The organism is Pseudomonas sp. NBRC 100443, from assembly GCF_030268185.1.
Taxonomy (GTDB): domain Bacteria; phylum Pseudomonadota; class Gammaproteobacteria; order Pseudomonadales; family Pseudomonadaceae; genus Pseudomonas; species Pseudomonas citronellolis.
Genome location: NZ_BSQE01000022.1, coordinates 52,215 through 78,547 on the forward strand (window position 1 = coordinate 52,215; position 26,333 = coordinate 78,547).

Consider the following 26,333-nt stretch of genomic DNA (forward strand, 5'->3'; position numbering starts at 1 on the left):
GAACGAGGGGCCATGCAGTCAGCCGGCCCCACCGTAATTTCCGGCTAAAGCCGCTCTCCCAGCCGGCACGGACGGCCCCCTCTCCCTTCAGGGAGAGGGCTGGGGAGAGGGTTACGGACTTCGCCGCCACTCCAGCGTTTGGCCTGGACTCCGCACCCCCACCCTAACCCTCCCCCGCAAGCGGGAGAGGGGACCGTTGGGCAGAACGAGGGGCCACGCAGTCAGCCGGCCCCACCGTAATTTCCGGCTAAAGCCGCTCTCCCAGCCGGCACGGACGGCCCCCTCTCCCTTCAGGGAGAGGGCTGGGGAGAGGGTTACGGACTTCGCCGCCACTCCAGCGTTTGGCCTGGACTCCGCACCCCCTCCCTAACCCTCCCCCGCAAGCGGGAGAGGGGACCGTTGGGCAGAACGAGAGGCCATGCAGTCAGCCGGCAGCTCCTGTTCGCGAGCAAGCTCGCTCCTACAGGTGCAGGGAGCCACGGGCTTTCCGTGCGCTCCGGACAGCCCCCTCTCCCTCTGGGAGAGGGTTGGGGTGAGGGTGACGGACTCCGCCACCATTCCAGCGTCCGACCTGGACCCGCCCTACCTCTTTTTGTATACAATCCCCCCTCCTTTTTCACCTCTCGCCAGGCCCCCCACGGCCCATCCAGGGCGTACACTGGTTGCCATCGCTCGTTCTACCCGGAGACTTTCCTTGCTCACCCATCTCGATTCCCAGGGCCGCGCCAACATGGTCGACGTCACCGACAAGGCGGTGACCTCCCGTGAAGCCGTGGCCGAAGCGCGGGTGCGCATGCGCCCGGAAACCCTGCGCCTGATCCAGGACGGCGGCCATCCCAAGGGCGACGTCTTCGCCGTGGCGCGCATCGCCGGCATCCAGGCGGCCAAGCGCACCCATGAACTCATCCCGCTGTGCCATCCGCTGCTGCTCACCAGCGTCAAGGTCGAGCTGCAGGCCGACGGCGAGGACGCCGTGCGCATCGAGGCGCGCTGCAAGCTGGCCGGGCAGACCGGCGTGGAGATGGAGGCGCTGACCGCCGCCAGCGTCGCCGCGCTGACCATCTACGACATGTGCAAGGCCGTGGACAAGGGCATGACCATCGAGGGCGTGCGCCTGCTGGAGAAGCTCGGCGGCAAGAGCGGCCACTACCGTGCGGAGGAGGGCCGATGATCCGCGTGCAATACTTCGCCCGTTACCGCGAGGCCCTCGGCCTGGACGGCGAGCAGCTGGGCTGGAGCGAGGCCTTCGCCAGCGTCGACGGCCTGCGCGAACACCTGCTGCAACGCGGCGGCGCCTGGCAGGTGCTGGCCGAGCAGAACCTGATGTGTGCGCGCAACCAGGAGTTGTGCGCCCTCGACGAGCCCCTCGCCGATGGCGACGAGGTGGCCTTCTTCCCCACCGTCACCGGAGGCTGAGGCCATGGCCGTGCGCGTCCAGGAAAGCCCCTTCGACCCCGGCGCCGAGGTCAACGCGCTGCATGCCGCCAACGTCGGCATCGGCGCGGTGGTCGGCTTCGTCGGCTACGTGCGTGACTTCAACGACGGCCGCGAGGTCGGCGGCATGTTCCTCGAACACTACCCGGGCATGACCGAGAGGGCCCTGGAGAAGATCGCCGGGCAGGCCCGGGAGCGCTGGCCGCTGCTGCGCCTGGAGATCCTCCACCGCATCGGCCGCCTGGAGCCGGGCGAGCCCATCGTCTTCGTCGGCACCGCCAGCGCCCACCGCCAGGCGGCGTTCGACGCCTGCAACTTCGTCATGGACTACCTCAAGACCCGCGCGCCCTTCTGGAAGAAGGAAGACACCGCCGAAGGCCCGCGCTGGGTGGAAGGCCGCTGCAGCGACCAGGCCGCGGCGCAGCGCTGGGACAAATAGTCGCGCTACCTCTTCCGAGGAATGGGCAGGCCAGCCGCCGAGGCGCAGGCTGGCCGCAGTCTCATCCTTCCCCGGAGGCAGCCATGAGCCACCTGGCCACGCAGGACTTCCAGAGCCTGCAGATCGCCGTGCTGACCGTCAGCGACACCCGCACCCTGCAAACCGACGATTCCGGCCAGACCCTGGCCGACGCCCTGCGCGAGGCCGGCCACGTGCTGGCCGAGCGGCGCCTGGTGGTGGACGACATCCACCAGATTCGCGCGGTGGTCTGCGCCTGGATCGCCGACCCACGCATCCAGGTCGGGCTGATCACCGGCGGCACCGGCTTCACCGCCCGCGACAACACCCCGCAGGCCGTCGAGCCGCTGCTGGAGCGGCGCGTCGAGGGCTTCGGCGAACTCTTCCGCCAGGTCTCCCTGGGCGAGATCGGCACCTCCAGCATCCAGTCGCGGGCCCTGGCCGGCGTCACCAACGGCACCCTGGTCTGCTGCCTGCCCGGCTCGCCCGGCGCCTGCCGCACCGCCTGGCGGGAAATCCTCGCCGCGCAGCTGGACAGCCGCACCCGGCCGTGCAGCTTCGTGCCGCACCTGAAGACCCCGCCCAGGCCCGAGGGTGGCTGCGGCGGCGGCGCCTGTGCCTGCGGCAGCCGGTCATGAGCGGCTGCGGCTGTGACGGCCACGGCCTGAAACCGGTGGACGAGGCCCTGGCCGAGCTGCTGGCGCGCGCCCCGGCGCCGCCGGCGGTGGAATCCGTGGCCCTGGCCGATGCCCTCGGCCGGGTGCTGGCCAGCGACCTGGCAGCCCCCTGCGACCTGCCGCACTGGGACAACAGCGCGATGGACGGCTACGCCCTGCGCGCGGCCGACGTGCCGGCGGGCGGCGGCAGCCTGGCGCTGGCCGGCTGCATCGCTGCCGGCGAGTCGGGCGACCAGGCGTTGCCGGCGGGTTGCGCTGTACGCATTTTCACCGGCGCGCCCTTGCCGCCGGGGGCCGACAGCGTGGTGGCCCAGGAGGATTGCCGGGCCGAGGGCGACCGCGTGTGGTTGCCGGCGGTCGCGCTGGGCAGCCATGTGCGCCGCCGCGGCGAGGAGCTGCGCCAGGGCGCGCCGCTGTTGCGTGCCGGACTCCGCCTGCGGCCCCAGGAGCTGGGCCTGCTGGCCGCCGTGGGCCAGGCCCGGGTGCCGGTGTACCGGCGCCTGCGCGTGTGCCTGCTGAGCAGCGGCGACGAGCTGCGCGAGCCCGGCCAAACGCTGGCGCCGGGGCAGATCTACAACGCCAACCGCTTCAGCCTCGGCGCCCTGTTGCGCCAATGGGGCCTGGACGTACAGGAATACGAAGTGCTGGTCGACACCCTGGCCGCCAGCCGCGACGCCCTGGAACTAGCCGCCGCCGAATGCGACGTGCTGATCAGCAGCGGCGGCGTCTCGGTGGGCGAGCGCGACCATCTCAAGCAGGCGGTCGGCGCCCTCGGCGAACTGCACCTGTGGCGCCTGGCGATGCAGCCGGGCAAGCCGCTGGCCTTCGGCAGCGTGGCCGGCAAGCCCTGGCTGGGCCTGCCGGGCAACCCGGCGGCGGCGCTGGTCACCGCCCTGGTGGCGGCGCGGCCCTTCCTGCGCCGCGCCCAGGGGCTGGCCGAGACCGCGCTGGCGCCGCTGAACCTGCCGGCGGCCTTCGCCTGGCCGCAGCCGAACAAGCGCCGCCAGTACCTGCGGGCGCGCCTGGCGACCGACGCCAGCGGCGCCAGCCGGGTGGAAATCCACCCGCAGCAGGGCTCGGCCATGCTGCTGGCCGCCAGCTGGGCCGACGGCCTGGCGGTGGTGGAGGCGGGGCGCACCCTCGCCGCCGGCGAGCCCGTGGCCTACCTGCCGTTCAGCGAACTGTACGGCTGACGTCAGCCTGGCCGCCGGCCTCGCCGAGGCGCGGCGGCCGTTCCATGCAAGGGGGAAGCATGCAACTGGTATGTCCGGCGGGCAGCCTGCCCGCCCTCAAGTCGGCGCTGCGCGAAGGCGCCGACGCCATCTACGTGGGTTTCCGCGACGACACCAACGCCCGCCACTTCGCCGGGCTGAATCTCGACGACCGCCAGCTGCAGGAGGGCCTGGGGCTGATCCGTGCGGCCGGCCGGCAACTCTACCTGGCGGTCAACACCTACCCCGGCGCCGCCGGCTGGCCGCGCTGGCAGCGGGCGGTGGACCACGCCGCCGAACTGGGCGTGGACGCGCTGATCGCCGCCGACTGCGCGGTGCTCGGCTATGCCGCGCGGCGCCATCCGAAGCTGGCGTTGCATCTGTCGGTGCAGGGCTCGGCGACCAACGTCGCGGCGCTGGCCTTCTACCACGAGCGCTACGGCATCCGCCGCGCGGTGCTGCCGCGGGTGCTGTCGCTGGCCCAGGTGCGCCAGGTGGCGGCGAACAGCCCGGTGCCGGTGGAAGTCTTCGCCTTCGGCAGCCTGTGCATCATGGCCGAGGGGCGCTGCCACCTGTCCTCGTACGTCACCGGCGAGTCGCCGAACCTTTGCGGCGTCTGCTCGCCGGCCAAGGCGGTGCGCTGGAGCGAGGAGCCCGAGGGGCTGACCTCGCGCCTGAACGAAGTGCTGATCGACCGCTACGCGCCGGGCGAGCCGGCCGGCTACCCGACTCTCTGCAAGGGCCGCTTCGTGGTCGACGGCCAGCGCTTCCACGCCCTGGAGGAGCCCACCAGCCTCAATACCATCGACCTCATCCCACAGCTGGCGCAGATCGGCGTGGCGGCGGTGAAGATCGAGGGCCGCCAGCGCAGCCCGGCCTACGTCGAGCAGGTCACCCGCGTCTGGCGCCAGGCGCTGGACAGCTGGCGCCGCGCGCCGGAGCGCTACCAGCCGCAGGCGCAGTGGCAGGCCGCGCTGGAGAAACTTTCCGAAGGCCACCAGACCACCCTGGGCGCCTACCATCGTTCCTGGCAGTGAGGTAAAGCCTGATGAAACTCAGCCTGGGGCCGGTGCTGTTCTACTGGGACCGCCGGACACTCCTGGACTTCTACGCGCAGATGGCCGAACAGCCGCTGGACGCCATCTACCTCGGCGAGACCGTGTGCTCCAAGCGCCGCGCCCTGTCGCTGGACGACTGGCTGGGCCTGGGCCGCGAGCTGGCGCAGCAGAGCGGGGCGGAAATCCTCCTCTCGGGGCTGGCGCTGATCGAGGCGGCCTCCGAGCTGTCGGCGCTGCGCCGGCTGTGCGGCAACGGCGAACTGCGGGTGGAGGCCAACGACATGGGCGCGGTGCAGATACTGCATGGCCTGGGCGTGGAATTCGTCGGCGGCCCGGCGCTGAACCTGTACAACGGCCATGCCCTGGCCGAACTGCACGGCTGCGGCCTGCGCCGCTGGGTGCCGCCGGTGGAATGCTCCGGCGAGCAGGTGCTGGCGGTGCTGGAGCAGGCCCGGGAGCTGGGCCTGGAGGACCTGGAAACCGAGGTGTTCGCCTACGGCCACCTGCCCCTGGCGTACTCCGCGCGCTGCTTCACCGCCCGCGCGGAGAACCGGCCCAAGGACGACTGCCAGTTCTGCTGCCAGAACTACCCGGAGGGGATGTCGATGCTCAGCCAGGAAGGCGCGCCGCTGTTCACCCTCAACGGCATCCAGACGATGTCCGGCGAGCCGGGCAACCTGCTGGCCGACTACGCCTCGCTGCGCGACTGCGGCGCCGACATGCTGCGCCTGAGTCCGCGGGCGCAGGGCATGGTGGAAGTGGTCCAGGCCTTCGACCGGGTGCGCCGCGGCGCCGCGCCGCCGCTGGCGGTGGAAGGTTGCAACGGTTACTGGCATGGCCGCCCCGGCATGTTGCGCAGCGATGAGGTGAACCTGTGCTGAATCTCGAATCCGGCGCCCTGCGCGCCGCCGAACGCCTGTTGCCGCTGGCCGCGCGGGTGCCCGCGCCGCTGCAGCGGGCGGTGCTGCAACGCGCCGCCAACCGCCTGTTCGCCGCGCCCCTGGCGGCTGGGGACTTCGACCTGCTGGAGGGCCACTGGCTGCGCCTGGAGGTGAGCGACCTGGGCCTGGGCTGGAACCTCACCCGCGGCCGCAACGGCCTGCACCTGGCGGAAGGCCCGGTGCCCAGCGTGACCATCCGCGGCGGCTGGCGCGACTTCCTGCTGCTGGCCGGGCGCCAGGAGGACCCCGACACCCTGTTCTTCCGTCGCCGCCTGGTGATCGAGGGCGACACCGAACTGGGTCTGGCGCTGAAGAACCTGATCGACAGCCTCGACCCCGACAGCCTGCCGCCCTGGCTGTGGAGCGGCCTGCAGCGCGCCGCCCGCAGCGTGCAGGCGCAGCAGGCCTGAGGCGATGCTCAGGCGCTGCTGAGCAGGAGGAACTGCAGTTCCTCGTAGAGCATCTCGAAATCGTCGAGCGAACTGCTTTCGCCGTAGCGTTTGCGCAGCCCGTAGTCGGTGAGGGTGAGCGCGTGCGCCGGGATCACCCCATGGCGCGCCAGGCAGCCGCGCACGCAGTGCAGGTGGCAGCCGTCCAGGGCGAGGATCGGCCGGCCGGAGCAGGCCTTCTTCACCAGCGGCGGCACGTCGCCGCCGACGCCGGCGATGCAGGACATCTCCGCCAGGCCGTCGCGGTCCAGGCGCAGGGCCAGGTCGTTGGCCAACTGGGCCAGGTTGGAACAGCCGGAACAGGAATACACGAGGGGCAACTGGGACTTCGGGTGCATGGCGACCTCCGCGCAGTGAGTGCGCAGTGTCCGGCGGCGGCCAGGCGCGGCGACATGACCTGCGTCAATTCGTGCTGACGGCTACTCCTGTGGAGGTATGAGGGTTTTACATGGGGCCCTGGATCGCGCCGGTATGTCCGGTTATCGCGGACAAGGTCCGCTCCTACGGAGGAGGAATACCGTACCTCCCGGCAACCTGTAGGGGCGGGCCCCGCCCGCGAATCGCGCGCAGGGCGCGCTCCTACATGGGAATGGCGTGGGTGGGGCGGCGTAGGAGCGGATCTTATCCGCGAATCGCGCCGGGGCATCCGGCTATCGCGGACAAGGTCCGCTCCTACGGAGGAGGAATACCGTACCTCCCGGTAACCTGTAGGAGCGGGCCCTGCCCGCGAATCGCGCGCAGGGCGCGCTCCTACAAGGGAATGGAGTGGGTGGGGTTGCGTAGGAGCGGATCTTATCCGCGAATCGCGCCGGGACGTCCGGCCATCGCGGACAAGGTCCTACGGTGCCAGGAAGCACGGCTTTTCGTAGGATGGCGTTGAGCGAAGCGATGCCCATCACCACGGCAGCATGGGTATCGCAAGCTCAACCCATCCTACGAAGAGCACCTCGGCGCAAGACAGTTGCTCCTACGACCGTGCTTCCCGGGAGCGTAGGGCGTATAACCGTTCGCGGTTATACGCCAATTGTAGGAGCGGGCCCTGCCCGCGAATCGCGCGCAGGGCGCGCTCCTACAGGGGAATGGCGTAGACGGGGGTTGCGTAGCGGATCTTATCCGCGAATCGCGCCGGTCCGGTCCTGGTTTCAACCCAACCGGTTCTCCACCGCCCATACCGCCGCTTCCACCCGCGAGCGCATGCCCAGCTTGTGCAGCACGCGCTTGACGTGGACTTTCACCGTGCCTTCGGTGATGTCCAGCTTGCGGGCGATCATCTTGTTGCTGAAGCCCTGGGCGAGTTGGCGGAGGATCTGCCGTTCGCGGTCGGTCAGGTCTTCCAGGCGCTTGGGGTGTTCGTCGCCGCGCAGGGCCTGGGCCAGCACCTGGGTCAGTTGCGGGCTGACGCTGAGCTGGCCGGTGGCGGCCTGGCGGATGTGCTCCAGCAGGCGCTCGGGCTCCATGTCCTTGAGCAGGTAGCCGTCGGCGCCGGCGCGCAGCACGCTGATCACGTCGCCGCGGTCGTCGGACACGGTGAACACCACGATGCGCGCGTCCACCCCGTTCTCGCGCAGCGCGCGCAGGGTTTCCAGGCCGTTCATGCCCTTCATGTTGAGGTCCAGCAGGATCATGTCCGGGTCCAGCTCGGCGGCCAGGCGCAGGGCTTCCTCGCCGCTGCCGGCCTCGCCGACCACGCTGAGGTCGTCCTCGAACTCCAGCAGCTGGATCACCCCGCGGCGCATCATCGGGTGGTCGTCCACCAGCAGGATGCGGGCTCGATCGTCGGTGGGGCTGGCGGTCATGGGGTGGACTCCTCGCGCTGACGTTGGGACAGGGGGTGTGGCTGGAAGCTCAGGCTGACGCGGGTGCCGCGCGGCTCGCGCGGGGCGATGTGGAAGTCGGCGCCGAGGGTCTGGCTGCGTTCGCGCATGATACTAAGCCCATAGTGGCCGTTGCGGTTCTGCGTTGGGTCAAGGCCCACGCCATCGTCCTCGATGCTGACCAGCACCTGGCCGTCCTCGCCCTCGGCCAGCACCACCCGCGCGCAGTCGGCGTGGGCATGGCGGACCACGTTGGACAGCGCCTCGCGGACGATCTGCAGCAGGTGGATTTCGTCGTTGGGGTTGAGTGGGATGTGCGCCAGGCGGTTGTCCAGCTCGATGGTCAGCTCGCCGCGCTCGGCGAACTCGCGCACCGTGTCCTCCAGCGCCACCGCCAGGCTGGAGCGCTCCAGGCTCAGGCGGAAGGTGGTGAGCAGCTCGCGCAGCTGGCGGTAGGCGCTGTTGAGGCCCTCGCGCAGCTCGTCCAGTGTCTCGTCGATCTTCTGCGCCGGCGCCTCGCGCTTGAGCAGGGTGCCCAGGCGGCTGACCTGGATCTTCAGGTACGACAGCGACTGCGCCAGCGAGTCGTGCAGCTCGCGGGCGATGGTGCTGCGCTCGGCGAACAGCGCCAGGCGGCTTTCCTGCTCCTGCTGCAGGGTCAGGGCGAAGGTGCGGGCGATGTTGTCGCAGAAGGCCGCGATGCATTGCGCCTGCCAGTCTTCCAGGCGCCCGCTGGCTTCCACGAACAGCTCGCCGAAACGGTGTTCGCCGCTGGCCAGGGGGAACATCAGCAGTGGTTGCAGGCCACCGCCCTCGCCACAGCTGTCGGCCCGGGTGCGGCAGGTGCCGCAGTCGCCCTGCAGGCAGAAGTCGGCGATGGCGCCGCTGGGGGTCAGCGAGTTGTAGGCGCGCTCGACGCCGTCCTTGTTCAGGCAGAGGGTCACCTTGCCGGCCTGCAGCACCTGCTCCAGCTGGCCCAGCAGCGGCCGCAGGCTGCGTTCGTCGTAGGGGTTTTGGCCGAGGCGGCGGGCGCTGGCGTAGAGCAGTTCCAGGCGCTGGTGGCTGTGGGAGAGGGCACGGGTCTTGTCCGCCACCCGCGCTTCCAGCTCGCCGTAGATGCCCTGCAGCTCCTCGGCCATCTGGTTGAAGCGCTCGCCCAGCTGGCTCAGCTCGTCCTCGCCGCTGTAGCTGACGCGCGCCTCCAGCTGGCCGCGGCCCAGGCGGCGGGCGGTCTGCGTCAGCTCGCGCAGCGGGCCGACCACGTGGTAGCTGAGGTCGTAGAGGCTGACGAACACCACCAGCAGGCTGAGGAACAGGCACAGGCCCTGCACCGTGCTGAGCATCTGCGAGCGCTGCTCGGCGTTGCGCTGCAGGGTGCCGACGAAGGCGTCGATGTGCCCGACCAGGGTGTCGAGGGTGGCCAGGGCCGGGGTCTGGGCGACGTCCAGGCTGGCCAGTTCCAGGCGCAGCAGCTGGTGCTGGTGGCGCAGCGGGTCGTCGGTGTCGGCGCGTTGCAGCAGGCGCGCGATCTCGCTGCTTTCCAGGCGTTCGCCGAGGGTCCGGCGCAGCGCCTGGCGGCCTTCCGCCGAGGGCTCCAGGGCCAGGCGATAGCTGAGCATGCGCAGCGAGCCGGCCTGGTTGATCACCGCCGCGTCCTGGTGCGAGTAGTCGGCGAACAGCAGGGCGCTGAACATGCCGGCCAGGGCCAGGGACACCAGCAGGGTGAGGTAGCAGCCGAAGCGCAGGACGATGGAGCGGCGCAGGGTCTGGCGGCTGGCGGGGGCCATACCTCCAAAGAACCGGTCGGCCGCATCAGGCTCCGAACGAGTGCCTGTATTCATTGAAAAAACCTTTTAAATCAAAGTGTTGTGCATGCATTTCGACGATACCCATTTGTAGGTAGCGGCGCACATCTGCCCATGAAACGGCCCCGGGCTCATTGATCGCGGTCAACGGACGCGAAATGGGCTCTGCCTAACGTGCGGCCAACGGCATCGACGAATGAGTGTTGGCCATGGCATCGCATCGACAGAAACAGTACTCCGTGCTCGGCATGAGCACACTGGCGTTCGCCGTGAATTTCGCGGTCTGGACGATGTTCTCGATCATCGGTATCCGCATCAAGGCGGAACTGGGCCTGTCCGAGGCGCAGTTCGGCCTGCTGGTGGCGCTGCCGATCCTCACCGGTTCGCTGGTGCGTCTGCCCCTGGGGTTGATCACCGACCGCTTCGGCGGGCGCATCGTGTTCTTCATCCACATGCTGCTGGTGGCCATCCCCATCTACGGCCTGGCCTTCGCCACGCAGTACTGGCAGTACCTGGTGCTGGGCCTGTTCGTCGGCCTGGCCGGCGGCTCCTTCGCGGTGGGCATCGCCTACACCTCGGCCTGGTTCGAGAAGGAGCGCCAGGGCACCGCCATGGGCATCTTCGGCGCCGGTAACGCGGGCGCAGCCATCACCAACCTGGTGGCGCCGCTGATCGTGGTCGCCTTCGGCTGGCGCATGGTGCCGCAGGTGTACTCGGTGGCCATGCTGGTGACCGCGGCGCTGTTCTGGTTCTGCACCTGGAACGACCCGGCCCACGCCAAGGGCGGCGAGGCCGACGCCAGCCGCGCCCGGCCGACCCTGGCCAAGCAGCTGGCGCCGCTGGCCGAGCTGCGGGTGTGGCGCTTCGGCCTGTACTACTTCTTCGTCTTCGGCGGCTTCGTCGCCCTGGCCCTGTGGCTGCCCAAGTACTACATCGCCGAGTACGGCCTGGACCTGAAGACCGCCTCCTTCATCACCATGCTGTTCACCCTGCCGTCGGGCCTGATCCGCGCCCTGGGCGGCTGGTTCAGCGACAGCTACGGCGCCCGCGCGGTGAACTGGGGCGTGTTCTGGGTGTGCCTGGTGTGCCTGTTCTTCCTGTCCTACCCGCAGACCACCATGACCATCCACGGCATCCAGGGCGACCTCAGCCTGGGCGTGGGCCTGAACGTCTGGCTGTTCACCTTCCTGGTGTTCGTGGTCGGCATCGCCCAGGGCTTCGGCAAGGCCAGCGTGTACCGCATCATCCACGACTACTACCCGCAGAACATGGGCACCGTCGGCGGCATGGTCGGCGTCATCGGCGGCCTCGGTGGCTTCTGCCTGCCCATCCTGTTCGGCTATGCCGCCGACCACATCGGCGTGCGTTCCTCCTGCTTCATGCTGCTGTTCGGCCTGACCATCGTCTGCATGGTCTGGATGCACTACGCGATCAAGCAGCAGCGCCGCCTCGACGGCCGGGCCCAGACGGCCGACGTCGACCTTTCCCCTCTGACTTCCAGCCAATCCTGACGGAGTGCCGACATGGGCATGATCGCCAATTCCCAACTCAAAGCCGCGCGGGGGCCCCTGCTGGTCGACTGGCGCCCCGAGGACTCGCAGTTCTGGGCGCAGTCCGGCAAGCGCATTGCCACGCGCAACCTGTGGATTTCCATCCCGGCGCTGCTGCTGGCCTTCTCCGTGTGGATGATCTGGAGCACCGTCACCGTGCGCCTGAACGCCGTGGGCTTCGCCTTCAGCAACGACCAGCTGTTCCTGCTGGCCGCGCTGCCGTCGATCTCCGGCGCCACCCTGCGGGTGTTCTACTCCTTCATGGTGCCGGTGTTCGGCGGCCGCCGCTGGACCGCGCTGTCCACCGCCTCGCTGCTGATCCCGTGCATCTGGCTGGGCTTCGCCGTGCAGGATCCGCAGACGCCCTACTGGGTGTTCGCCACCATCGCCCTGCTGTGCGGCTTCGGCGGCGGCAACTTCGCCTCCAGCATGTCCAACATCAGCTTCTTCTATCCCAAGAGCCAGCAGGGCACGGCCCTGGGCCTGAACGCCGGGCTGGGCAACCTGGGCGTCTCGGTGATGCAGTTCGCCGTGCCCCTGGCGGTGGCCGGCGGCCTGTTCGGCAGCTTCGGCGGCGAGCCGCAGCAGCTTTCCGATGGCGGCCGCCTGTGGCTGCAGAACGCCGGCTGGATCTGGGTGCCGTTCATCGCCGTGGTGGCCGTCGCCGCCTGGTTCGGCATGAACGACATCGCCGACGCCAAGGCCTCGTTCAGCGAGCAATCGGTGATCTTCAAGCGCAAGCACAATTGGCTGATGTGCTGGCTGTACGTGGCCACCTTCGGCAGCTTCATCGGCTTCTCGGCCGGCTTCGCCATGCTCAGCAAGACGCAGTTCCCGGACATCAACCCGCTGCAGTACGCCTTCCTCGGCCCGCTGGTGGGCGCTCTGAGCCGGCCCCTGGGCGGCTGGCTGGCGGACAAGTTCGGCGGCGCGCGCATCACCCTGTGGAACTACGCGGCGATGATCGCCGGGGTGTTCGCGGTGATCGCCTTCCTCCCCGGCGACGGTGGCGCGGGCAGCTTCTTCGGCTTCCTCGGCGCCTTCATCGGCCTGTTCTTCTTCGCCGGCATCGGCAACGGCTCCACCTTCCGCATGATCCCGGTGATCTTCCGCAACGAGTGGGCCGCGCGCTTCAAGCGCGGCGGCTACAGCGAGGCCGAGGCGGCCCGGAACGCCAGTATGGAGTCGGCCGCGGTGATCGGCTTCTCCGCCGCCATCGGCGCCTTCGGCGGCTTCTTCATCCCCAAGGCCTTCGGCACCTCGCTGCACATGACCGGCAGCGCCGAGGGCGCCCTCTACGTGTTCGTCGCCTACTACCTCAGCTGCATCGTCGCGACCTGGTGGTGGTATGCGCGCAAGGGTGCGGAAAGCCCCTGCTGAGCCCCGTTTCGCGAGCCTGATTAGCGTTTGAACGCCCGGCGTAGACCGGGTTAGGAGATACAGATGAGTTACCTGCTCGACCGCCTGCAGTTCTTCAAGAAGAAACAGGGCGAATTCGCCGACGGCCATGGCGAGGTCTCCAACGAGAGCCGCGCCTGGGAGAACGGCTACCGCCAGCGCTGGCAGCACGACAAGATCGTGCGCTCCACCCACGGGGTGAACTGCACCGGTTCCTGCTCCTGGAAGATCTACGTGAAGAACGGCCTGATCACCTGGGAAACCCAGCAGACCGACTACCCGCGCACCCGCCCGGACCTGCCCAACCACGAGCCGCGCGGCTGCCCGCGCGGGGCCAGCTACTCCTGGTACATCTACAGCGCCAACCGCCTGAAGTACCCCAAGGTGCGCAAGCCGCTGCTCAAGCTGTGGCGCGAGGCGCGCGCCGCGCACAAGGACGCGGTGGACGCCTGGGCGAGCATCGTCGAGGACGCCGCCAAGGCGAAAAGCTACAAGAGCGAGCGCGGCCTGGGCGGCTTTGTGCGCTCCAGCTGGGACGAGGTCACCGAGATCATCGCCGCGGCCAACGTCTACACCGTGAAGACCTACGGCCCCGACCGCGTCATCGGCTTCTCGCCGATCCCGGCCATGTCCATGGTCAGCTACGCCGCAGGCGCCCGCTACCTGTCGCTGATCGGCGGGGTGTGCCTGAGCTTCTACGACTGGTACTGCGACCTGCCGCCGGCCAGCCCGCAGATCTGGGGCGAGCAGACCGACGTGCCGGAGTCGGCCGACTGGTACAACTCCAGCTACATCATCGCCTGGGGCTCCAACGTGCCGCAGACGCGGACCCCCGACGCGCACTTCTTCACCGAGGTGCGCTACAAGGGCACCAAGACCGTGTCCGTGACCCCGGACTACTCCGAGGTGGCCAAGCTCACCGACCTCTGGCTCAACCCCAAGCAGGGCACCGACGCCGCGCTGGGCATGGCCTTCGGTCACGTCATCCTCAAGGAATTCCACCTCGACAAGCCGCGCGCCTACTTCGTCGACTACTGCCGGCAGTACACCGACATGCCCATGCTGGTGCTGCTGGAGCCGCATGGCGAGGGCGCCTTCAAGCCGACCCGCTACCTGCGCGCCGCCGACCTCGACGGCCAGCTGGGCCAGGACAACAACCCCGAGTGGAAGACCATCGCCTTCGATGAAACCAGCGGCGAGCTGGTCTCGCCCACCGGCGCCATCGGCTACCGCTGGGGCGAGTCGGGCAAGTGGAACATCGAGGAGAAGGAAGGCGGCCAGGGCCGCGAGACGCGCCTGAGCCTGAGCCTGATCGACGGCCCGGAACACGCCTGCGAGGTGGGCTTCCCGTACTTCGCCGGCCAGCTGCACCCGCACTTCAAGGGCGTGGACAACGACGAGGTGCTGCTGCGCCGCGTGCCCTTCCGCGACATCCAGGGCGCCGACGGCAAAACCCTGCGCGTGGCCACCGTCTACGACCTGCAGATGGCCAACTACAGCGTCGACCGCGGCCTGGGCGGCGCCAACGTGGCCCGCGGTTTCGACGACGCCGACACCCCCTACACCCCGGCCTGGCAGGAACGCATCACCGGCGTGCCGGCCGCCCGCGCCATCCAGGTGGCCCGCGAGTTCGCCGACAGCGCCGACAAGACCCACGGCAAGGCCATGGTCATCATCGGCGCGGCGATGAACCACTGGTACCACATGGACATGAACTACCGCGCGGTCATCAACATGCTGATGATGTGCGGCTGCATCGGCCAGAGCGGCGGCGGCTGGGCCCACTACGTCGGCCAGGAGAAGCTGCGTCCGCAGACCGGCTGGGTACCGCTGGCCTTCGGCACCGACTGGAGCCGCCCGCCGCGGCAGATGAACGGCACCAGCTTCTTCTACCTGCACAGCTCGCAGTGGCGCCATGAAAAGCTGTCGATGCACGAAGTGCTCTCGCCCCTGGCCGACAGCAAGCAGTTCCCCGAGCACGCGGTGGACTACAACATCCGCGCCGAGCGCATGGGCTGGCTGCCCTCCGCGCCGCAGCTGGACCGCAACCCGCTGCGCATCGCCGCCGACGCCGAGCGCGCCGGGCTGCCGGTGCAGGACTACGTGGTGCGCGAGCTCAAGGCCGGCAACCTGCGCTTCGCCAGCGAGAAGCCGGACGACGCGCAGAACTTCCCGCGCAACATGTTCATCTGGCGCTCCAACCTGCTGGGCAGCTCGGGCAAGGGCCACGAGTACATGCTCAAGTACCTGCTGGGCGCCAAGAACGGCGTGATGAACGAAGACCTCGGCAAGGCCGGCGGCCCGCGTCCCACCGAGGTGGACTGGGTGGAGCAGGGCGCCGAAGGCAAGGTCGACCTGGTCACCACCCTGGACTTCCGCATGTCCTCCACCTGCATGTACTCGGACATCGTCCTGCCGACGGCCACCTGGTACGAGAAGGACGACCTCAACACCTCCGACATGCACCCCTTCATCCACCCGCTGTCGGCCGCCATCGACCCGGCCTGGGAGGCCAAGAGCGACTGGGAGATCTACAAGGCCATCGCGAAGAAGTTCTCCGAGGTCGCCGTCGGCCACCTGGGTGTGGAGCAGGACCTGGTCACCGTGCCGCTGCTGCACGACACCGCCAACGAACTGGCCCAGCCCTTCGGCGGCAGTGACTGGAAGAAAGGCGAGTGCGAAGCGCTGCCGGGTAAAACCATGCCCACCCTGCATGTGGTCGAGCGCGACTACCCGAACACCTACAAGAAGTTCACCTCCCTCGGCCCGCTGCTGGACAAGCTGGGCAACGGCGGCAAGGGCATCGGCTGGAACACCGAGAAGGAAGTGAAACTGGTGGGCGATCTCAACCACCGCGTGCTGGAGCCGGGCGTCAGCCAGGGCCGGCCGCGCATCGAGAGCGCCATCGACGCCGCCGAGGTGATCCTCGCCCTGGCCCCGGAAACCAACGGCCAGGTGGCGGTGAAGGCGTGGAACGCGCTGGCCAAGATCACCGGGCGCGAGCACGAGCACCTGGCGCTGCCCAAGGAAGAGGAGAAGATCCGCTTCCGCGACATCCAGGCGCAGCCGCGCAAGATCATCTCCAGCCCCACCTGGTCGGGCCTGGAAGACGAGCACGTGAGCTACAACGCCTGCTACACCAACGTCCACGAACTGATCCCGTGGCGCACCATCACCGGCCGCCAGCAGTTCTACCAGGACCACCCGTGGATGCAGGCCTTCGGCGAAGGCTTCGTCAGCTACCGGCCGCCGGTCAACACCCGCAGCACCGACAAGCTGTTCAACAAGAAGCCCAACGGCAACCCGGAGATCACCCTGAACTGGATCACCCCGCACCAGAAATGGGGCATCCACTCCACCTACAGCGACAACCTGCTGATGCTCACCCTGTCGCGCGGCGGGCCGATCATCTGGCTCAGCGAGCATGACGCCAAGCGCGCCGGCATCGAGGACAACGACTGGGTCGAAGTCTTCAACGCCAACGGCGCCGCCACCTGCCGCGCGGTGGTCAGCCAGCGGGTGAAGGACGGCATGGTGCTGATGTACCACGCCCAGGAACGCATCGTGAACGTGCCCGGCAGCGAGACCACCAAGACCCGCGGCGGCCACCACAACTCGGTGACCCGCGTGGTGCTCAAGCCCACCCACATGATCGGCGGCTACGCCCAGCAGGCCTGGGGCTTCAACTACTACGGCACCGTGGGCTGCAACCGCGACGAGTTCGTGGTGGTGCGCAAGATGAACAAGGTCGACTGGCTCGACGAGCCGGAACATGGCGGCCTGGGCGGCGACGCCCTGCCGCAGCCGCTGCCCCGGGACATTTGAGGAGAGACGCCATGAAAATTCGTTCGCAAGTCGGCATGGTGCTGAACCTCGACAAATGCATCGGCTGCCACACCTGCTCCATCACCTGCAAGAACGTCTGGACCAGCCGCGAAGGCATGGAATACGCCTGGTTCAACAACGTCGAGACCAAGCCCGGCATCGGCTACCCGAAGGAGTGGGAGAACCAGCAGAAGTGGAAGGGCGGCTGGGTGCGCAACGCCGACGGCTCCATCGTCCCGCGCATCGGCGGCAAGTTCCGGGTGCTGGCGAACATCTTCGCCAACCCCGACCTGCCGGAGATCGACGACTACTACGAACCCTTCGACTTCGACTACCAGCACCTGCACACCGCGCCCAAGGCGCAGCACCAGCCGGTGGCGCGGCCGCGCTCGCTGATCAGCGGGCAGCGCATGCAGAAGATCGAATGGGGCCCGAACTGGGAGGAAATCCTCGGCACCGAGTTCGCCAAGCGGCGCAAGGACAAGAACTTCGACCAGGTCCAGGCGGACATCTACGGCGAGTACGAAAACACCTTCATGATGTACCTGCCGCGCCTGTGCGAGCACTGCCTGAACCCGGCGTGCGTGGCGTCCTGCCCGAGCGGGGCGATCTACAAGCGCGAGGAGGACGGCATCGTCCTCATCGACCAGGACAAGTGCCGCGGCTGGCGCATGTGCATCAGCGGCTGCCCGTACAAGAAGATCTACTTCAACTGGAAGAGCGGCAAGTCCGAGAAGTGCATCTTCTGCTACCCGCGCATCGAGGCCGGCCAGCCCACCGTGTGCTCGGAAACCTGCGTGGGGCGCATCCGCTACTTGGGCGTGCTGCTCTACGACGCCGACCGCATCCATGAAGTGGCCAGTTGCGCCGACGAGCGCGAGCTGTACCAGAAGCAGCTGGAAATCTTCCTCGACCCGTTCGACCCGAAAGTGATCGAGCAGGCGCGCAAGGACGGCGTGCCGGACAGCGTCATCGAGTCGGCGCAGAAGTCGCCGGTGTACAAGCTGGCCATGGACTGGCAGCTGGCCCTGCCGCTGCACCCGGAATACCGCACGCTGCCGATGGTCTGGTACGTGCCGCCGCTGTCGCCGATCCAGAACGCCGCCGCCGAGGGCCACATCGGCAGCGACGGGGTGATCCCGGACGTCGAATCGCTGCGCATCCCCGTGCAGTACCTGGCCAACCTGCTCACCGCCGGCGATACCGCGCCGGTGCTGCGCGCCCTCAAGCGCCTGCTGGCGATGCGCGCCTACAAGCGCGCCGAGCAGGTGGAAGGCAAGCAGGACCTGGACGTGCTGGCCAAGGTCGGGCTGTCGGTGCAACAGGTGGAAGAGATGTACCGCTACCTGGCCATCGCCAACTACGAGGACCGCTTCGTCATCCCCACCGCGCACCGCGAGGAGGCGCTTTCCGACGCCTTCGCCGAGCGCTCGGGCTGCGGCTTCAGCTTCGGCAGCGGCTGCTCGGGCAACTCCGGCGTGAACCTGTTCGGCGGCAAGCCGGTGGACCGCCGCAACGTCATCCAGACCGTGCAGATCCAGGAGTGAAGGCCATGACTATCTCCCTGGAAAGCCACAGCCAACTGCTCAAGCTCTGCGCGCTGCTGCTGGACTACCCGCGCCCGGAAGTGCGCGAGGAAAGCCTGGCGCTGCACGCGCTGATCCGCACCAGCGACCTGCCCGAAGCGCAGCGCGACGGCCTCGCCGCGCTGCTCAACGAACTCTGCCAGGGCGACCTGCTGGACGTGCAGGCGCGCTACGACGGCCTGTTCGAACGCGGCCGCTCGGTCTCGCTGCTGCTCTTCGAGCACGTCCACGGCGAGAGCCGCGACCGCGGCCAGGCCATGGTCGACCTGCTGCACCGCTACAACGCCGCGGGCCTGGCCATCCACGTCAACGAGCTGCCGGACTACCTGCCGCTGTACCTGGAGTTCCTCGCCCTGCAGGACGCCGAGGGCGCGCGCGTCGGCCTGGCCGAGGTGGCGCACATCCTCGCCCTGCTGGCGACGCGCCTGGACGAGCGCGGCAGCGCCTACGCGGCGGTGTTCCACGGCCTGCTGGAACTCTCCGGCGAGCGCCCGGACCTGGCCGAGCTGCACCGCGACTGCGAGCAGGAGGCTCGCGACGACAGCCTGGAGGCGCTGGACAAGGCCTGGGAGGAAACCCAGGTGAGCTTCGGCGAACCCGCCGCCGGCTGCCCGTCGAACCCGCGGCAGCCCTCCAGCGCCCTCGAACAACCCCTGCAATGGGTCGCCCAGCCGGTGCCGCCGCGCCGGGTGGCCAGCCAAGGAGCCTGATCATGTCGTTCAATACCCTGCTGTTCGGGGTCTACCCCTACGTCGCCCTGTTCATCTGCCTGGTGGGCAGCTGGGCGCGCTTCGACCTGTCGCAATACACCTGGAAGGCCGGCTCCAGCCAGATGCTGAGCAAGAAAGGCATGCGCGTGTACAGCAACCTGTTCCACGTGGGCGTGCTGTTCATCCTCGCCGGCCACTTCGTCGGCCTGCTGACGCCGCACGCGGTCTACGAGCACCTGATCAGCACCGAGCACAAGCAACTGCTGGCCATGGTCTCCGGCGGCTTCTTCGGCGTGCTCTGCTTCATCGGCCTGACCGGGCTGATCCTGCGCCGCCTGACCGACGCCCGGGTGCGCGCCACCGGCAACGCCTCGGACCTGATGATCCTGCTGGTGCTCTACGCCCAGCTGATTCTCGGCCTGTCCACCATCGTCGCCTCCACCCACCACCTGGATGGCTCGGTGATGGTCATGCTGGCCGACTGGGCGCAGTCGGTGGTCACCCTGCAGCCGCTGGCCGCGGCCGAGGCCATCGCCCCGGTGTCGCTGGTCTACAAGCTGCACGTGATGCTCGGCCTGACGCTGTTCGTGCTCTTCCCCTTCACCCGCCTGGTGCACATCGTCAGCGCCCCGGTGTGGTACCTGGGCCGCCGCTACCAGGTGGTCCGCCAGAAGAGCCGCGCGGCCTGAACAGTCGCGCCAACCCACTGGGCGGATAACCGTTCGCGGTTATCCGCCGCCCGAAGGTGAACCCCATGAGCTGCTCCCACTACGAAAACCGCGTCGAACACGTCGAGCTGCCGAAGCTGGCGGTCAACGGCATCGCCATCGACGCCGACGAACTGGCCCGCGAACTCCAGTACCACCCGGCCACCAGCCACGCCGAGGCGCTGCACGCCGCCTGCCGCGCGCTGGTGGTGCGCCAGCTGCTGCTGCAGCGCGCCGACGCGCTGGGCATCAGCGCCGAGGCGGAGGAGGGCGAGGCGCCCGAGGAAGCCCGCATCCGTGCCCTGGTCGACCGTGACGTCGGCACACCCGAGGCTGACGAAGCCAGCTGCCGGCAATGGTATGAAGCCAACCCCGGCCGCCTGACCAGCCCCTGGCGCATGAGCCTGCGGCACATCCTGCTGGCCTGCGCCCCGGACGACCTGGAAGGCCGCGCCAAGGCCCGCGAACAGGCCCTGGTCCTGCTGGAAGAGCTGCGCGAACACCCCGAGCGCTTCACCGAAAAGGCCATGCGCTTCTCCGCCTGCCCGTCGAAGGACGAAGGCGGCGACCTGGGCTGGATCGAGCCGGGCCAGACCGTGCCCGAATTCGAGAAACGCCTGCTGCGGGAAACCCCCGGCCTGCTGGCCCAGCCCCTGGAAAGCCGCTACGGCCTGCACGTGGTCGAACTGCTGGCGCGCGAAGGCGGCGAACCGTTGCCCTTCGCCGAAGCCCGCCCGCGCATCGCCGCCTACCTGCGCGCCCAGGTGCTGCAGCGCGCGGTCAGCCAGTACATCGCCGTGCTGGCCGGCGAGGCGCACATCGAAGGCTTCGCCTTCGACGCCGCGGACTCGCCGCTGGTGCAGTGAGGCAGCCGCCGCACTGGACAGCCCCCTCTCCCTTCAGGGAGAGGGTTGGGGAGAGGGCCGGATCGTCCGCCTTCGCCAACGCATCAACCGGAGCACCCACATGTCCGACTGGATCGACGGCCAGGGCCGCAAGATCGACTACCTGCGCCTGTCGGTGACCGACCGCTGCGACTTCCGCTGCGTCTACTGCATGGCCGAGAACATGCGCTTCCTGCCACGCCAGCAGGTGCTGACCCTGGAAGAGATCGAGCGCGTCGCCCGGCTGTTCGTCGAGCGCGGCGTGCGCAAGCTGCGCCTCACCGGCGGCGAGCCGCTGGTGCGCCCCGGCATCGTCGGCCTGTGCGAACGCCTGGCCGCGCTGCCCGGCCTGCGCGAACTGTGCATGACCAGCAACGGCTCGCAACTCGTCCGCCTGGCCGGCGACCTGCGCGCAGCGGGCCTGACGCGCCTGAACATCAGCCTCGACACCCTGGACCCGCAGCGCTTCCAGGCCATCACCCGCACCGGCCGCCTCGACCAGGTGCTGCGCGGCATAGACGCGGCGCGGGAGGTGGGCTTTTCCGGGATCAAGCTCAACTGCGTGGTGATGAAGGGCCGCAACGCCGACGAGGTGCCGGCGCTGGTGGACTACGCCATCGCCAACGAACTGGACATCAGCTTCATCGAGGAAATGCCCCTGGGCCAGGTCGGCCGCGACCGCGAGGAGAGCTTCTGCTCCAGCGACGAGGTACGCGCGCTGATCGCCGAGCGCTTCGAACTGCTGGACAGCGCCGAACACAGCGGCGGCCCGGCGCGCTACGTGCGCCTGGCGCAACACCCGCGCACGCGCATCGGCTTCATCTCGCCGCACTCGCACAACTTCTGCGCCACCTGCAACCGCCTGCGCCTCACCGCCGAAGGCCGCCTGCTGCTGTGCCTGGGCCACGAGCACTCCGTGGACCTGCGCGGCCTGCTGCGCCGCTACCCGCTGGACGACGCGCCGATCCTCGACGCCCTGCACGCCGCCCTGCAACGCAAGCCCGCCCGCCACGAATTCAGCACCGGTGGCGAAGTGCAGGTGCTGCGCTTCATGAACCTCAGCGGCGGCTGATCTAAAGAACGCCCCTTCGTAGGATGGGTTGAGCGAAGCGATCCATCACCCCGGCCAGATGGGTATCGCAAGCTCAACCCATCCTGCGGTCGTGCTTTTCCGTTCCCAAAGAAAAGGCCCCGGCGAAATGAGCGGTTCGCTGGGGCCTGGGCGCATGTCTGCGCCGGATAACCGTGGTTGGAAAGGCAGATCATCTCGTCTGGCGGTCCCTCCATATGGCTGTCGTTGCAAGTCAGACTAGGCCAGCGCCGGGGCACTGACATCCCTCGTAGGGGGTAGTCCGTCCGGGGCGAAAGAGAGTGCGGCGGCGTTATCCGCCGCCTGGCGTTCAGCGCGGGTTGCTGGAGGAGCCGCCGCCGAACAGGCCGCCGAAGATGCTGTTGACCAGGCCGAACAGGCCACCAACGATCGGTAGGTTCTGCAGCACGTTGAACACACCGCCCAGCAGGCCGCCGGACTGCGAGCCGGAAGTGCCGAACAGGTCGCCCAGCATGCCGAAGAGGAAGCCGCCGGCTACCTGGTCGATTTCGTTTTCGTTGAGTACTTTCAGATCGTTCATGGCTGTTTCTCGCAAGCAGGAAAGGGATCGGCCCGGGATGGGCCGACCCGCATTCTCCCGGCCACCGCGCAGGCGGGCCATTCGGGATGGGCGCGCCGGACGGTGGGAAACGTCCTGTGTGCGCGGACATGGTCACGCGGAAGGGGCTGTCTTCGCGTGCTCGCGTACGGTGCTTGCCGGTGGCTGTGTGTGCCAGGCTGGCTCCGCTCCCTCACCCCAGCCCTCTCCCAAAGGGAGAGGGGGCCGCTCGGCGTCGGCGAGAAGTTCGGCGTCAACCTGTAGGAGCGAGCTTGCTCGCGAACAGTGCTTGCCGGCGGTGGCTGTGTGTCAGGTTGACTCCGTCCCCTCTCCCCAGCCCTCTCCCTGAAGGGAGAGGGGGCCGTTCGGCGTGGGCGGGAAGTCTGGCGTCAACTTGTAGGAGCGGGCCCTGCCCGCGAACGGTGCTTGCCGGCGGTGGCTGTGTATCAGGTTGCCTCCGTTCCCTCACCCCAACCCTCTCCCAGAGGGAGAGGGAGCCGCTCGGCGTCGGCGGGAAGTCTGGCGTCAACTTGTAGGAGCGGGCCCTGCCCGCGAATCGCGCGCGGGGGAATGCCACGGCTGGTGCGGCGTAGGGCGGATAACCGTTCGCGGTTATCCGCCGCTTGACCTTGGCTTTAGCCGCGCCGGAGCCAACCCGTCCGCACTCAGCCCATGGCGCACCAGCACCTCGGGCAACTCGTCGGCGCGGATCAGCGCTGCGCTGGCCTGGCCCATGGCCGCCGAGGTCTGGATGCCGTAGCCGCCCTGGCCGGCCACCCAGTAGAAACCGGGCGCCTGCGGATCGTAGCCGGACACCAGCTCGCCGTCGGCGAAGAACGAGCGCAGCCCGGCCCAGGTGTGGCTGGGGCGGCGAATGCTGAGCGTGGTGTGCTCCTCGATGCGGTGGATGCCCAGGGCGATGTCCAGCTCCTCGGGCTGCACGTCGTGGGGCTCCACCGCGTCGGCGTTGGCCGGCGAGCCGAGCAGCAGGCCGGCGTCAGGCTTGAAGTAGAAGGACTCGTCCAGGCTCACCAGCACCGGCCAGGCGTGGCTGTCCACGCCTTCGCCCGGAGCGAAGAGAAAGGCCGCGCGGCGCTTGGGCTGCAGGCCCAGTGGGGCGACGCCGGCGAGTTCGGCCAGCTTGTCGCACCAGGCGCCGGCGGCGTTGACCAGCACGGGGGCGCGGTAACTCTGCTGGGCCGTGCGCACTTCCCATTGGCCGTCGATATAGGCCGCGGCGAGCACCTCGCTGTCGAACTGCACGCTGCCGCCGTTGCGGCGGATGCCGCGCAGGTAGCCCTGCAGCAGGGCGTCGGTGTCGATGTCGGCGGCGCTGGGGTCGTACATCGCGCCGTGGACCTTGTCGCGGCGCAGCACCGGGACCATGGCGCAGGCCTCGTCGGCGTCCAGCAGGCGCATCTCCGGCACATTGGCGCGGGCGCTGTCGAACTGGCGGCGCAGTTCCTCGGCGTCGCCGGCGAAGTCCACGATCAACTCGCCGCGCGGGCTGAGGATCGGGTGCTCGGCGAAGCCCTCCGGCGGGGCGTCGAAGAAGGCCCGGCTGGCGGCGGTCAGGGCGCGTACCTGGGGCGTGCCGTAGGCCACGGTATACAGCGCCGCCGAGCGGCCGGTGGAGTGGTAGCCGGCGTGGGATTCGCGTTCGAGCACGGCGACCTTGCCGTGGGGCGCGAGGAAGTAGCCGGTGGAAGCGCCGGCGATACCGGCGCCGATGATCAGGAAGTCGACCTCGGTCATGGACGTCTCCGCGTCAGGCGGGTAGCAGCGGGCGGGGGAAGGGTGATGGGCATGCCGGGGCTCCGGGATGGATGATTTTTCCATTCTGGAATTTTGGGGGTGGGGGCGGCAAGGATGGAGGGCTCTGGCGGGGTTCGGCGTCAGCCTGTAGGAGTGGGCTTGCTCGCGAATGGTGCTTGACGGTGGTGGTTGTGTTTCGGGTTGAGTCCGCTCCCTCTCCCCAGCCCTCTCCCTGAAGGGAGAGGGGGCTTGTCCGTGCCGAGAGAACGAATGGTTTCAGCCGGAAACCTTCGGTGTTGCCGGCTAACTCCAGAGCACCAGCGTCTGCCCAACGGTCCCCTCTCCCTTCAGGGAGAGGGTTAGGGAGAGGGAAAGGCGTTGAACTAAGCCGCCGACGTTTCCGGTGAGTGCTAGAGCTGAAACTGCGCCACCAACGCCTCCTGGCTCCCAGCCACCTTGCGCAGATGCTCTCCGCAGTCGCGGGTGTGCGCGGCGGTCTTGCGGTTTTCCGCAGTCATGTCGCTCAGGCGGTGCATGTGCTGGTTCACTTCCTGGGTGGTGGCCGCCTGCTGTTCGGCCGCCGCGGCGATCTGGAAGGCCATGGCGTGCACGCCCTGCAGGGATTCGTCGAGGGCGCCGAGGGAGTCCAGCACCGCCTGGGTGTCGTGCTCCAGAGTGCGCGCCTGTTCGCTGGCGCCGCCCATGCTGGCCTGGGCCTGGGTGGAGGAGTCGCCGAGGGTGCCGACTATGGTGACGATCTCGTCGGTGGCGCTGCGGGTGCGCTGGGCCAGGCTGCGCACTTCGTCGGCCACCACGGCGAAGCCGCGGCCGGCATCGCCGGCGCGGGCGGCTTCGATGGCGGCGTTCAGGGCCAGCAGGTTGGTCTGCTCGGCGATCGAGCGGATCACCTCCAGCACCGAGTTGATCTGCTGGCTGTCGCCGGCCAGGGCCTGCACCACCCGGTCGGCGTCGCGCAGGCCGGCGAGCAGCTGGTCCTGGCGGCCGATCATGCGCTGCAGGGTGTCCTGCATGGTGACGAAGGCCTCGCGCGCGGCGGCGCTGCCGTCGGCGCTGCGGCTGGCGCTGCCGGCGATTTCCTGCACGGTGGCGGCCATCTGGTCGACGGCGCTGACCACCATCTCCAGGGCTTCCTGCTGCTGGTCCAGGTGGCTGCTGGTGCGCCCGGCGGCGTCGAGGATGTCGCCGCTGGCGTCGCCCACCGCTTCGCTGGCCTGGCGCAGGCGCTCGACCACCTGGCGCCAGGCCGCGGCCATCTCGTGCAGGGCCTGCATCAGGCCGCTGCCGGCATCGGCGCCGCCGGCCAGCTTCAGCTCGCCGTTGGCCAGGCGCTGGGCCAGGGCCGCCATGCTCGCCGGTTCGCCGCCCAGCGGGTGCATCACGCTGCGGCTGACCAGCCAGGTGCCGGCGGCCACGCCGGCGAGGGTCAGCAGGCCCAGCACCAGCATCTGCCACATCAGCTTGCGCACCGGGGCGAAGGCCTGGTCCTGGTCCATTTCCGCCACCAGCGCCCAGTGCAGGCCGTCGAGGTTCAGCGGCACGAAGGACTTCAGCGCCGTCGCGCCGCTCAGGCCGGGCTCGGTCAGGCGTCCCTGTTCGCCGGCCAGGGCCTTTTCGCTGGCCTGGCCGGGGAGGGCGGCGGGCGCGTCGCCGGCGCGGCGCACGCGATGGTCGGCGAAACGCGCCGAGTCCGAACGCAGGCGCCCGTCGCCGCCCACCAGGTAGGTCTCGCCGGCCTCGCCCAGGCCCTGGCGGCTCTGCATCACGTCGTTGATCGCCTTCAGCGGCAGCTCCAGCACCAGCAGCAGCTGCAGCTTGTCGTGGTCCTTGATCGGCGCGGCCAGCCATTGCACAGGCTGCTTGTCGTCCAGGGCCGGCTCCAGGTCGCTGATGCTCGCCTTGCCGCTGCCCAGGGCGCCGCGGACGAAGCGCCCGAAGGGCGTATCGCGCCATTGCTCGGCGTTCATGTTCTGCTGGTAGTCGGCGCCGCGGCCCAGGCTGAAGACCACGCTGCCGTCGCTGGCCACCAGGCGCAGCTCGCGGTAGCCGAAGGTCTTGGTGAAGTTCTCGAACACCGGGCGGTCGTAGTTGGCGGTGGTGACCAGCGCCTCGCTCTCCAGCCCCGCGTAGTTGGCGCCGAGGTTGCCGGCCAGGCTGCTGAGCTGGTCGTGGCGCGCCTGCCAGGCGTCCATCAGCTGCCGCTGCTTGATGCTGGCCACCGCCTCCAGGGCGTTCAGGCTCTGTTCTTCGAGGGCGCGGCTGGCCTGGTGGTAGACCACCATGGCCATGACCAGCACCGGGATGAGGCCGATGAGCAGGAAACTGAGGGCGAGCTTGGCGCGCAAGGGCATGGGCGGGATTCCGAAGGCTTGTTCTGAAGGATGTCGTAAAAAATTCTGCAAGAA

The 26,333-nt window shown here is 69.0% G+C and carries 21 protein-coding genes and 2 pseudogenes; 16 read left to right on the forward strand and 7 right to left on the reverse strand.

What is annotated here, in order from left to right; all coding sequences use genetic code 11:
- Positions 1 to 694 precede the first annotated feature (694 nt).
- From moaC to ubiT, 8 genes are all read left to right on the forward strand, one after another.
- Entirely contained in the window at positions 695 to 1,171 is a 477-nt protein-coding gene (gene moaC / locus QSJ95_RS25075) for a cyclic pyranopterin monophosphate synthase MoaC (RefSeq protein WP_009616092.1), read from the forward strand.
- Positions 1,168 to 1,416 (forward strand): MoaD/ThiS family protein, encoded by a 249-nt coding sequence (locus QSJ95_RS25080; protein WP_009616093.1) that lies wholly within the window; start codon positions 1,168 to 1,170, stop codon positions 1,414 to 1,416. Before moaC ends, QSJ95_RS25080 begins: the two co-directional genes overlap by 4 nt.
- Before the next feature lie 4 nt (positions 1,417 to 1,420).
- Complete coding sequence (moaE, locus tag QSJ95_RS25085) at positions 1,421 to 1,873, forward strand: molybdopterin synthase catalytic subunit MoaE (protein WP_009616094.1); 453 nt, start codon at positions 1,421 to 1,423, stop codon at positions 1,871 to 1,873.
- 83 nt (positions 1,874 to 1,956) lie between these two features.
- Complete coding sequence (moaB, locus tag QSJ95_RS25090) at positions 1,957 to 2,529, forward strand: molybdenum cofactor biosynthesis protein B (RefSeq protein WP_285646046.1); 573 nt, start codon at positions 1,957 to 1,959, stop codon at positions 2,527 to 2,529.
- Positions 2,526 to 3,761: a molybdopterin molybdotransferase MoeA gene (locus QSJ95_RS25095; RefSeq protein ID WP_285646049.1), complete on the forward strand. Its 1,236-nt coding sequence runs from the start codon at positions 2,526 to 2,528 to the stop codon at positions 3,759 to 3,761. Before moaB ends, QSJ95_RS25095 begins: the two co-directional genes overlap by 4 nt.
- Positions 3,762 to 3,820: 59 nt before the next feature.
- Positions 3,821 to 4,816 carry a ubiquinone anaerobic biosynthesis protein UbiU gene (gene ubiU / locus QSJ95_RS25100; protein WP_116422864.1) on the forward strand — a complete coding sequence of 332 codons (996 nt, stop codon included), beginning with the start codon at positions 3,821 to 3,823 and terminating at the stop codon, positions 4,814 to 4,816.
- Positions 4,817 to 4,827: 11 nt separating this feature from the next.
- A complete protein-coding gene (locus tag QSJ95_RS25105) occupies positions 4,828 to 5,718 on the forward strand; it encodes a U32 family peptidase (protein WP_043315940.1) in 891 nt (296 codons plus the stop codon).
- A complete protein-coding gene (gene ubiT / locus QSJ95_RS25110) occupies positions 5,712 to 6,188 on the forward strand; it encodes a ubiquinone anaerobic biosynthesis accessory factor UbiT (protein WP_285646057.1) in 477 nt (158 codons plus the stop codon). Before QSJ95_RS25105 ends, ubiT begins: the two co-directional genes overlap by 7 nt.
- An 8-nt stretch (positions 6,189 to 6,196) precedes the next feature.
- Here ubiT and QSJ95_RS25115 read toward each other — a convergent pair whose 3' ends face one another.
- The 3 genes from QSJ95_RS25115 to QSJ95_RS25125 form a co-directional block, all read right to left on the reverse strand.
- A complete protein-coding gene (locus QSJ95_RS25115; RefSeq protein ID WP_009616100.1) occupies positions 6,197 to 6,565 on the reverse strand; it encodes a putative zinc-binding protein in 369 nt (122 codons plus the stop codon).
- Positions 6,566 to 7,369: 804 nt separating this feature from the next.
- Entirely contained in the window at positions 7,370 to 8,023 is a 654-nt protein-coding gene (gene narL, locus QSJ95_RS25120) for a two-component system response regulator NarL (RefSeq protein ID WP_009616101.1), read from the reverse strand.
- Positions 8,020 to 9,882: a histidine kinase gene (locus QSJ95_RS25125; protein WP_285646063.1), complete on the reverse strand. Its 1,863-nt coding sequence runs from the start codon at positions 9,880 to 9,882 to the stop codon at positions 8,020 to 8,022. The genes narL and QSJ95_RS25125 overlap by 4 nt, the downstream gene beginning before the upstream one ends.
- 173 nt (positions 9,883 to 10,055) lie before the next feature.
- On the opposite strand from QSJ95_RS25125, the gene QSJ95_RS25130 reads away from it, so the two are divergent.
- The 8 genes from QSJ95_RS25130 to moaA all read left to right on the forward strand — a co-directional run bounded on the left by QSJ95_RS25130 (position 10,056) and on the right by moaA (position 21,578).
- The gene (locus QSJ95_RS25130) at positions 10,056 to 11,357 is read left to right on the forward strand and encodes a nitrate/nitrite transporter (protein ID WP_009616103.1); all 1,302 of its coding nucleotides are present in this window, start codon (positions 10,056 to 10,058) and stop codon (positions 11,355 to 11,357) included.
- 12 nt (positions 11,358 to 11,369) lie between these two features.
- Positions 11,370 to 12,776, forward strand: a complete 1,407-nt coding sequence (locus tag QSJ95_RS25135) for a NarK family nitrate/nitrite MFS transporter (RefSeq protein ID WP_058072771.1) — start codon at positions 11,370 to 11,372, stop codon at positions 12,774 to 12,776.
- A gap of 63 nt (positions 12,777 to 12,839) precedes the next feature.
- Positions 12,840 to 16,619: a nitrate reductase subunit alpha gene (locus QSJ95_RS25140; protein WP_009616105.1), complete on the forward strand. Its 3,780-nt coding sequence runs from the start codon at positions 12,840 to 12,842 to the stop codon at positions 16,617 to 16,619.
- Positions 16,620 to 16,630: 11 nt separating this feature from the next.
- On the forward strand, positions 16,631 to 18,166 hold the full coding sequence (gene narH / locus QSJ95_RS25145) for a nitrate reductase subunit beta (protein ID WP_043273090.1): 1,536 nt from the start codon (positions 16,631 to 16,633) through the stop codon (positions 18,164 to 18,166).
- Positions 18,167 to 18,183: 17 nt separating this feature from the next.
- The gene (gene narJ, locus QSJ95_RS25150) at positions 18,184 to 18,915 is read left to right on the forward strand and encodes a nitrate reductase molybdenum cofactor assembly chaperone (RefSeq protein WP_285646147.1); all 732 of its coding nucleotides are present in this window, start codon (positions 18,184 to 18,186) and stop codon (positions 18,913 to 18,915) included.
- A 2-nt stretch (positions 18,916 to 18,917) separates the two neighbouring features.
- On the forward strand, positions 18,918 to 19,604 hold the full coding sequence (gene narI / locus QSJ95_RS25155) for a respiratory nitrate reductase subunit gamma (RefSeq protein ID WP_009616108.1): 687 nt from the start codon (positions 18,918 to 18,920) through the stop codon (positions 19,602 to 19,604).
- A 65-nt stretch (positions 19,605 to 19,669) separates the two neighbouring features.
- Positions 19,670 to 20,488, forward strand: coding sequence for a peptidylprolyl isomerase (locus QSJ95_RS25160; RefSeq protein ID WP_285646070.1), 819 nt, complete (start codon positions 19,670 to 19,672; stop codon positions 20,486 to 20,488).
- Positions 20,489 to 20,588: 100 nt separating this feature from the next.
- A complete protein-coding gene (moaA, locus tag QSJ95_RS25165; protein ID WP_285646072.1) occupies positions 20,589 to 21,578 on the forward strand; it encodes a GTP 3',8-cyclase MoaA in 990 nt (329 codons plus the stop codon).
- Positions 21,579 to 21,906: 328 nt separating this feature from the next.
- Here the strand turns inward: moaA and QSJ95_RS25170 are convergent, their stop codons facing one another.
- The 4 genes and pseudogenes from QSJ95_RS25170 to QSJ95_RS33060 all read right to left on the reverse strand — a co-directional run.
- Positions 21,907 to 22,137: a hypothetical protein gene (locus QSJ95_RS25170; protein WP_009616111.1), complete on the reverse strand. Its 231-nt coding sequence runs from the start codon at positions 22,135 to 22,137 to the stop codon at positions 21,907 to 21,909.
- Between the two features lie 630 nt (positions 22,138 to 22,767).
- On the reverse strand, positions 22,768 to 23,910 hold the full coding sequence (locus QSJ95_RS25175; RefSeq protein WP_285646073.1) for an NAD(P)/FAD-dependent oxidoreductase: 1,143 nt from the start codon (positions 23,908 to 23,910) through the stop codon (positions 22,768 to 22,770).
- A 410-nt stretch (positions 23,911 to 24,320) separates the two neighbouring features.
- Positions 24,321 to 24,830: pseudogene (locus QSJ95_RS33055) on the reverse strand (methyl-accepting chemotaxis protein); the annotation flags it as partial.
- A gap of 576 nt (positions 24,831 to 25,406) precedes the next feature.
- A pseudogene (locus tag QSJ95_RS33060) lies at positions 25,407 to 26,279 on the reverse strand (cache domain-containing protein); the annotation flags it as partial.
- Positions 26,280 to 26,333: the final 54 nt, after the last annotated feature.

What these genes read in the sequence shown, in the direction of transcription:
- QSJ95_RS25080 (WP_009616093.1), top strand. Translation starts at nt 1,168, where the DNA reads ATGATCCGCGTGCAATACTTCGCCCGTTACCGCGAGGCCCTCGGCCTG.
- moaE (WP_009616094.1), top strand. Translation starts at nt 1,421, where the DNA reads ATGGCCGTGCGCGTCCAGGAAAGCCCCTTCGACCCCGGCGCCGAGGTC.
- moaB (WP_285646046.1), top strand. Translation starts at nt 1,957, where the DNA reads ATGAGCCACCTGGCCACGCAGGACTTCCAGAGCCTGCAGATCGCCGTG.
- QSJ95_RS25095 (WP_285646049.1), top strand. Translation starts at nt 2,526, where the DNA reads ATGAGCGGCTGCGGCTGTGACGGCCACGGCCTGAAACCGGTGGACGAG.
- ubiU (WP_116422864.1), top strand. Translation starts at nt 3,821, where the DNA reads ATGCAACTGGTATGTCCGGCGGGCAGCCTGCCCGCCCTCAAGTCGGCG.
- QSJ95_RS25105 (WP_043315940.1), top strand. Translation starts at nt 4,828, where the DNA reads ATGAAACTCAGCCTGGGGCCGGTGCTGTTCTACTGGGACCGCCGGACA.
- QSJ95_RS25115 (WP_009616100.1), bottom strand. Translation starts at nt 6,565, where the DNA reads ATGCACCCGAAGTCCCAGTTGCCCCTCGTGTATTCCTGTTCCGGCTGT.
- narL (WP_009616101.1), bottom strand. Translation starts at nt 8,023, where the DNA reads ATGACCGCCAGCCCCACCGACGATCGAGCCCGCATCCTGCTGGTGGAC.
- QSJ95_RS25125 (WP_285646063.1), bottom strand. Translation starts at nt 9,882, where the DNA reads ATGAATACAGGCACTCGTTCGGAGCCTGATGCGGCCGACCGGTTCTTT.
- QSJ95_RS25130 (WP_009616103.1), top strand. Translation starts at nt 10,056, where the DNA reads ATGGCATCGCATCGACAGAAACAGTACTCCGTGCTCGGCATGAGCACA.
- QSJ95_RS25135 (WP_058072771.1), top strand. Translation starts at nt 11,370, where the DNA reads ATGGGCATGATCGCCAATTCCCAACTCAAAGCCGCGCGGGGGCCCCTG.
- QSJ95_RS25140 (WP_009616105.1), top strand. Translation starts at nt 12,840, where the DNA reads ATGAGTTACCTGCTCGACCGCCTGCAGTTCTTCAAGAAGAAACAGGGC.
- narH (WP_043273090.1), top strand. Translation starts at nt 16,631, where the DNA reads ATGAAAATTCGTTCGCAAGTCGGCATGGTGCTGAACCTCGACAAATGC.
- narI (WP_009616108.1), top strand. Translation starts at nt 18,918, where the DNA reads ATGTCGTTCAATACCCTGCTGTTCGGGGTCTACCCCTACGTCGCCCTG.
- QSJ95_RS25160 (WP_285646070.1), top strand. Translation starts at nt 19,670, where the DNA reads ATGAGCTGCTCCCACTACGAAAACCGCGTCGAACACGTCGAGCTGCCG.
- moaA (WP_285646072.1), top strand. Translation starts at nt 20,589, where the DNA reads ATGTCCGACTGGATCGACGGCCAGGGCCGCAAGATCGACTACCTGCGC.
- QSJ95_RS25170 (WP_009616111.1), bottom strand. Translation starts at nt 22,137, where the DNA reads ATGAACGATCTGAAAGTACTCAACGAAAACGAAATCGACCAGGTAGCC.
- QSJ95_RS25175 (WP_285646073.1), bottom strand. Translation starts at nt 23,910, where the DNA reads ATGACCGAGGTCGACTTCCTGATCATCGGCGCCGGTATCGCCGGCGCT.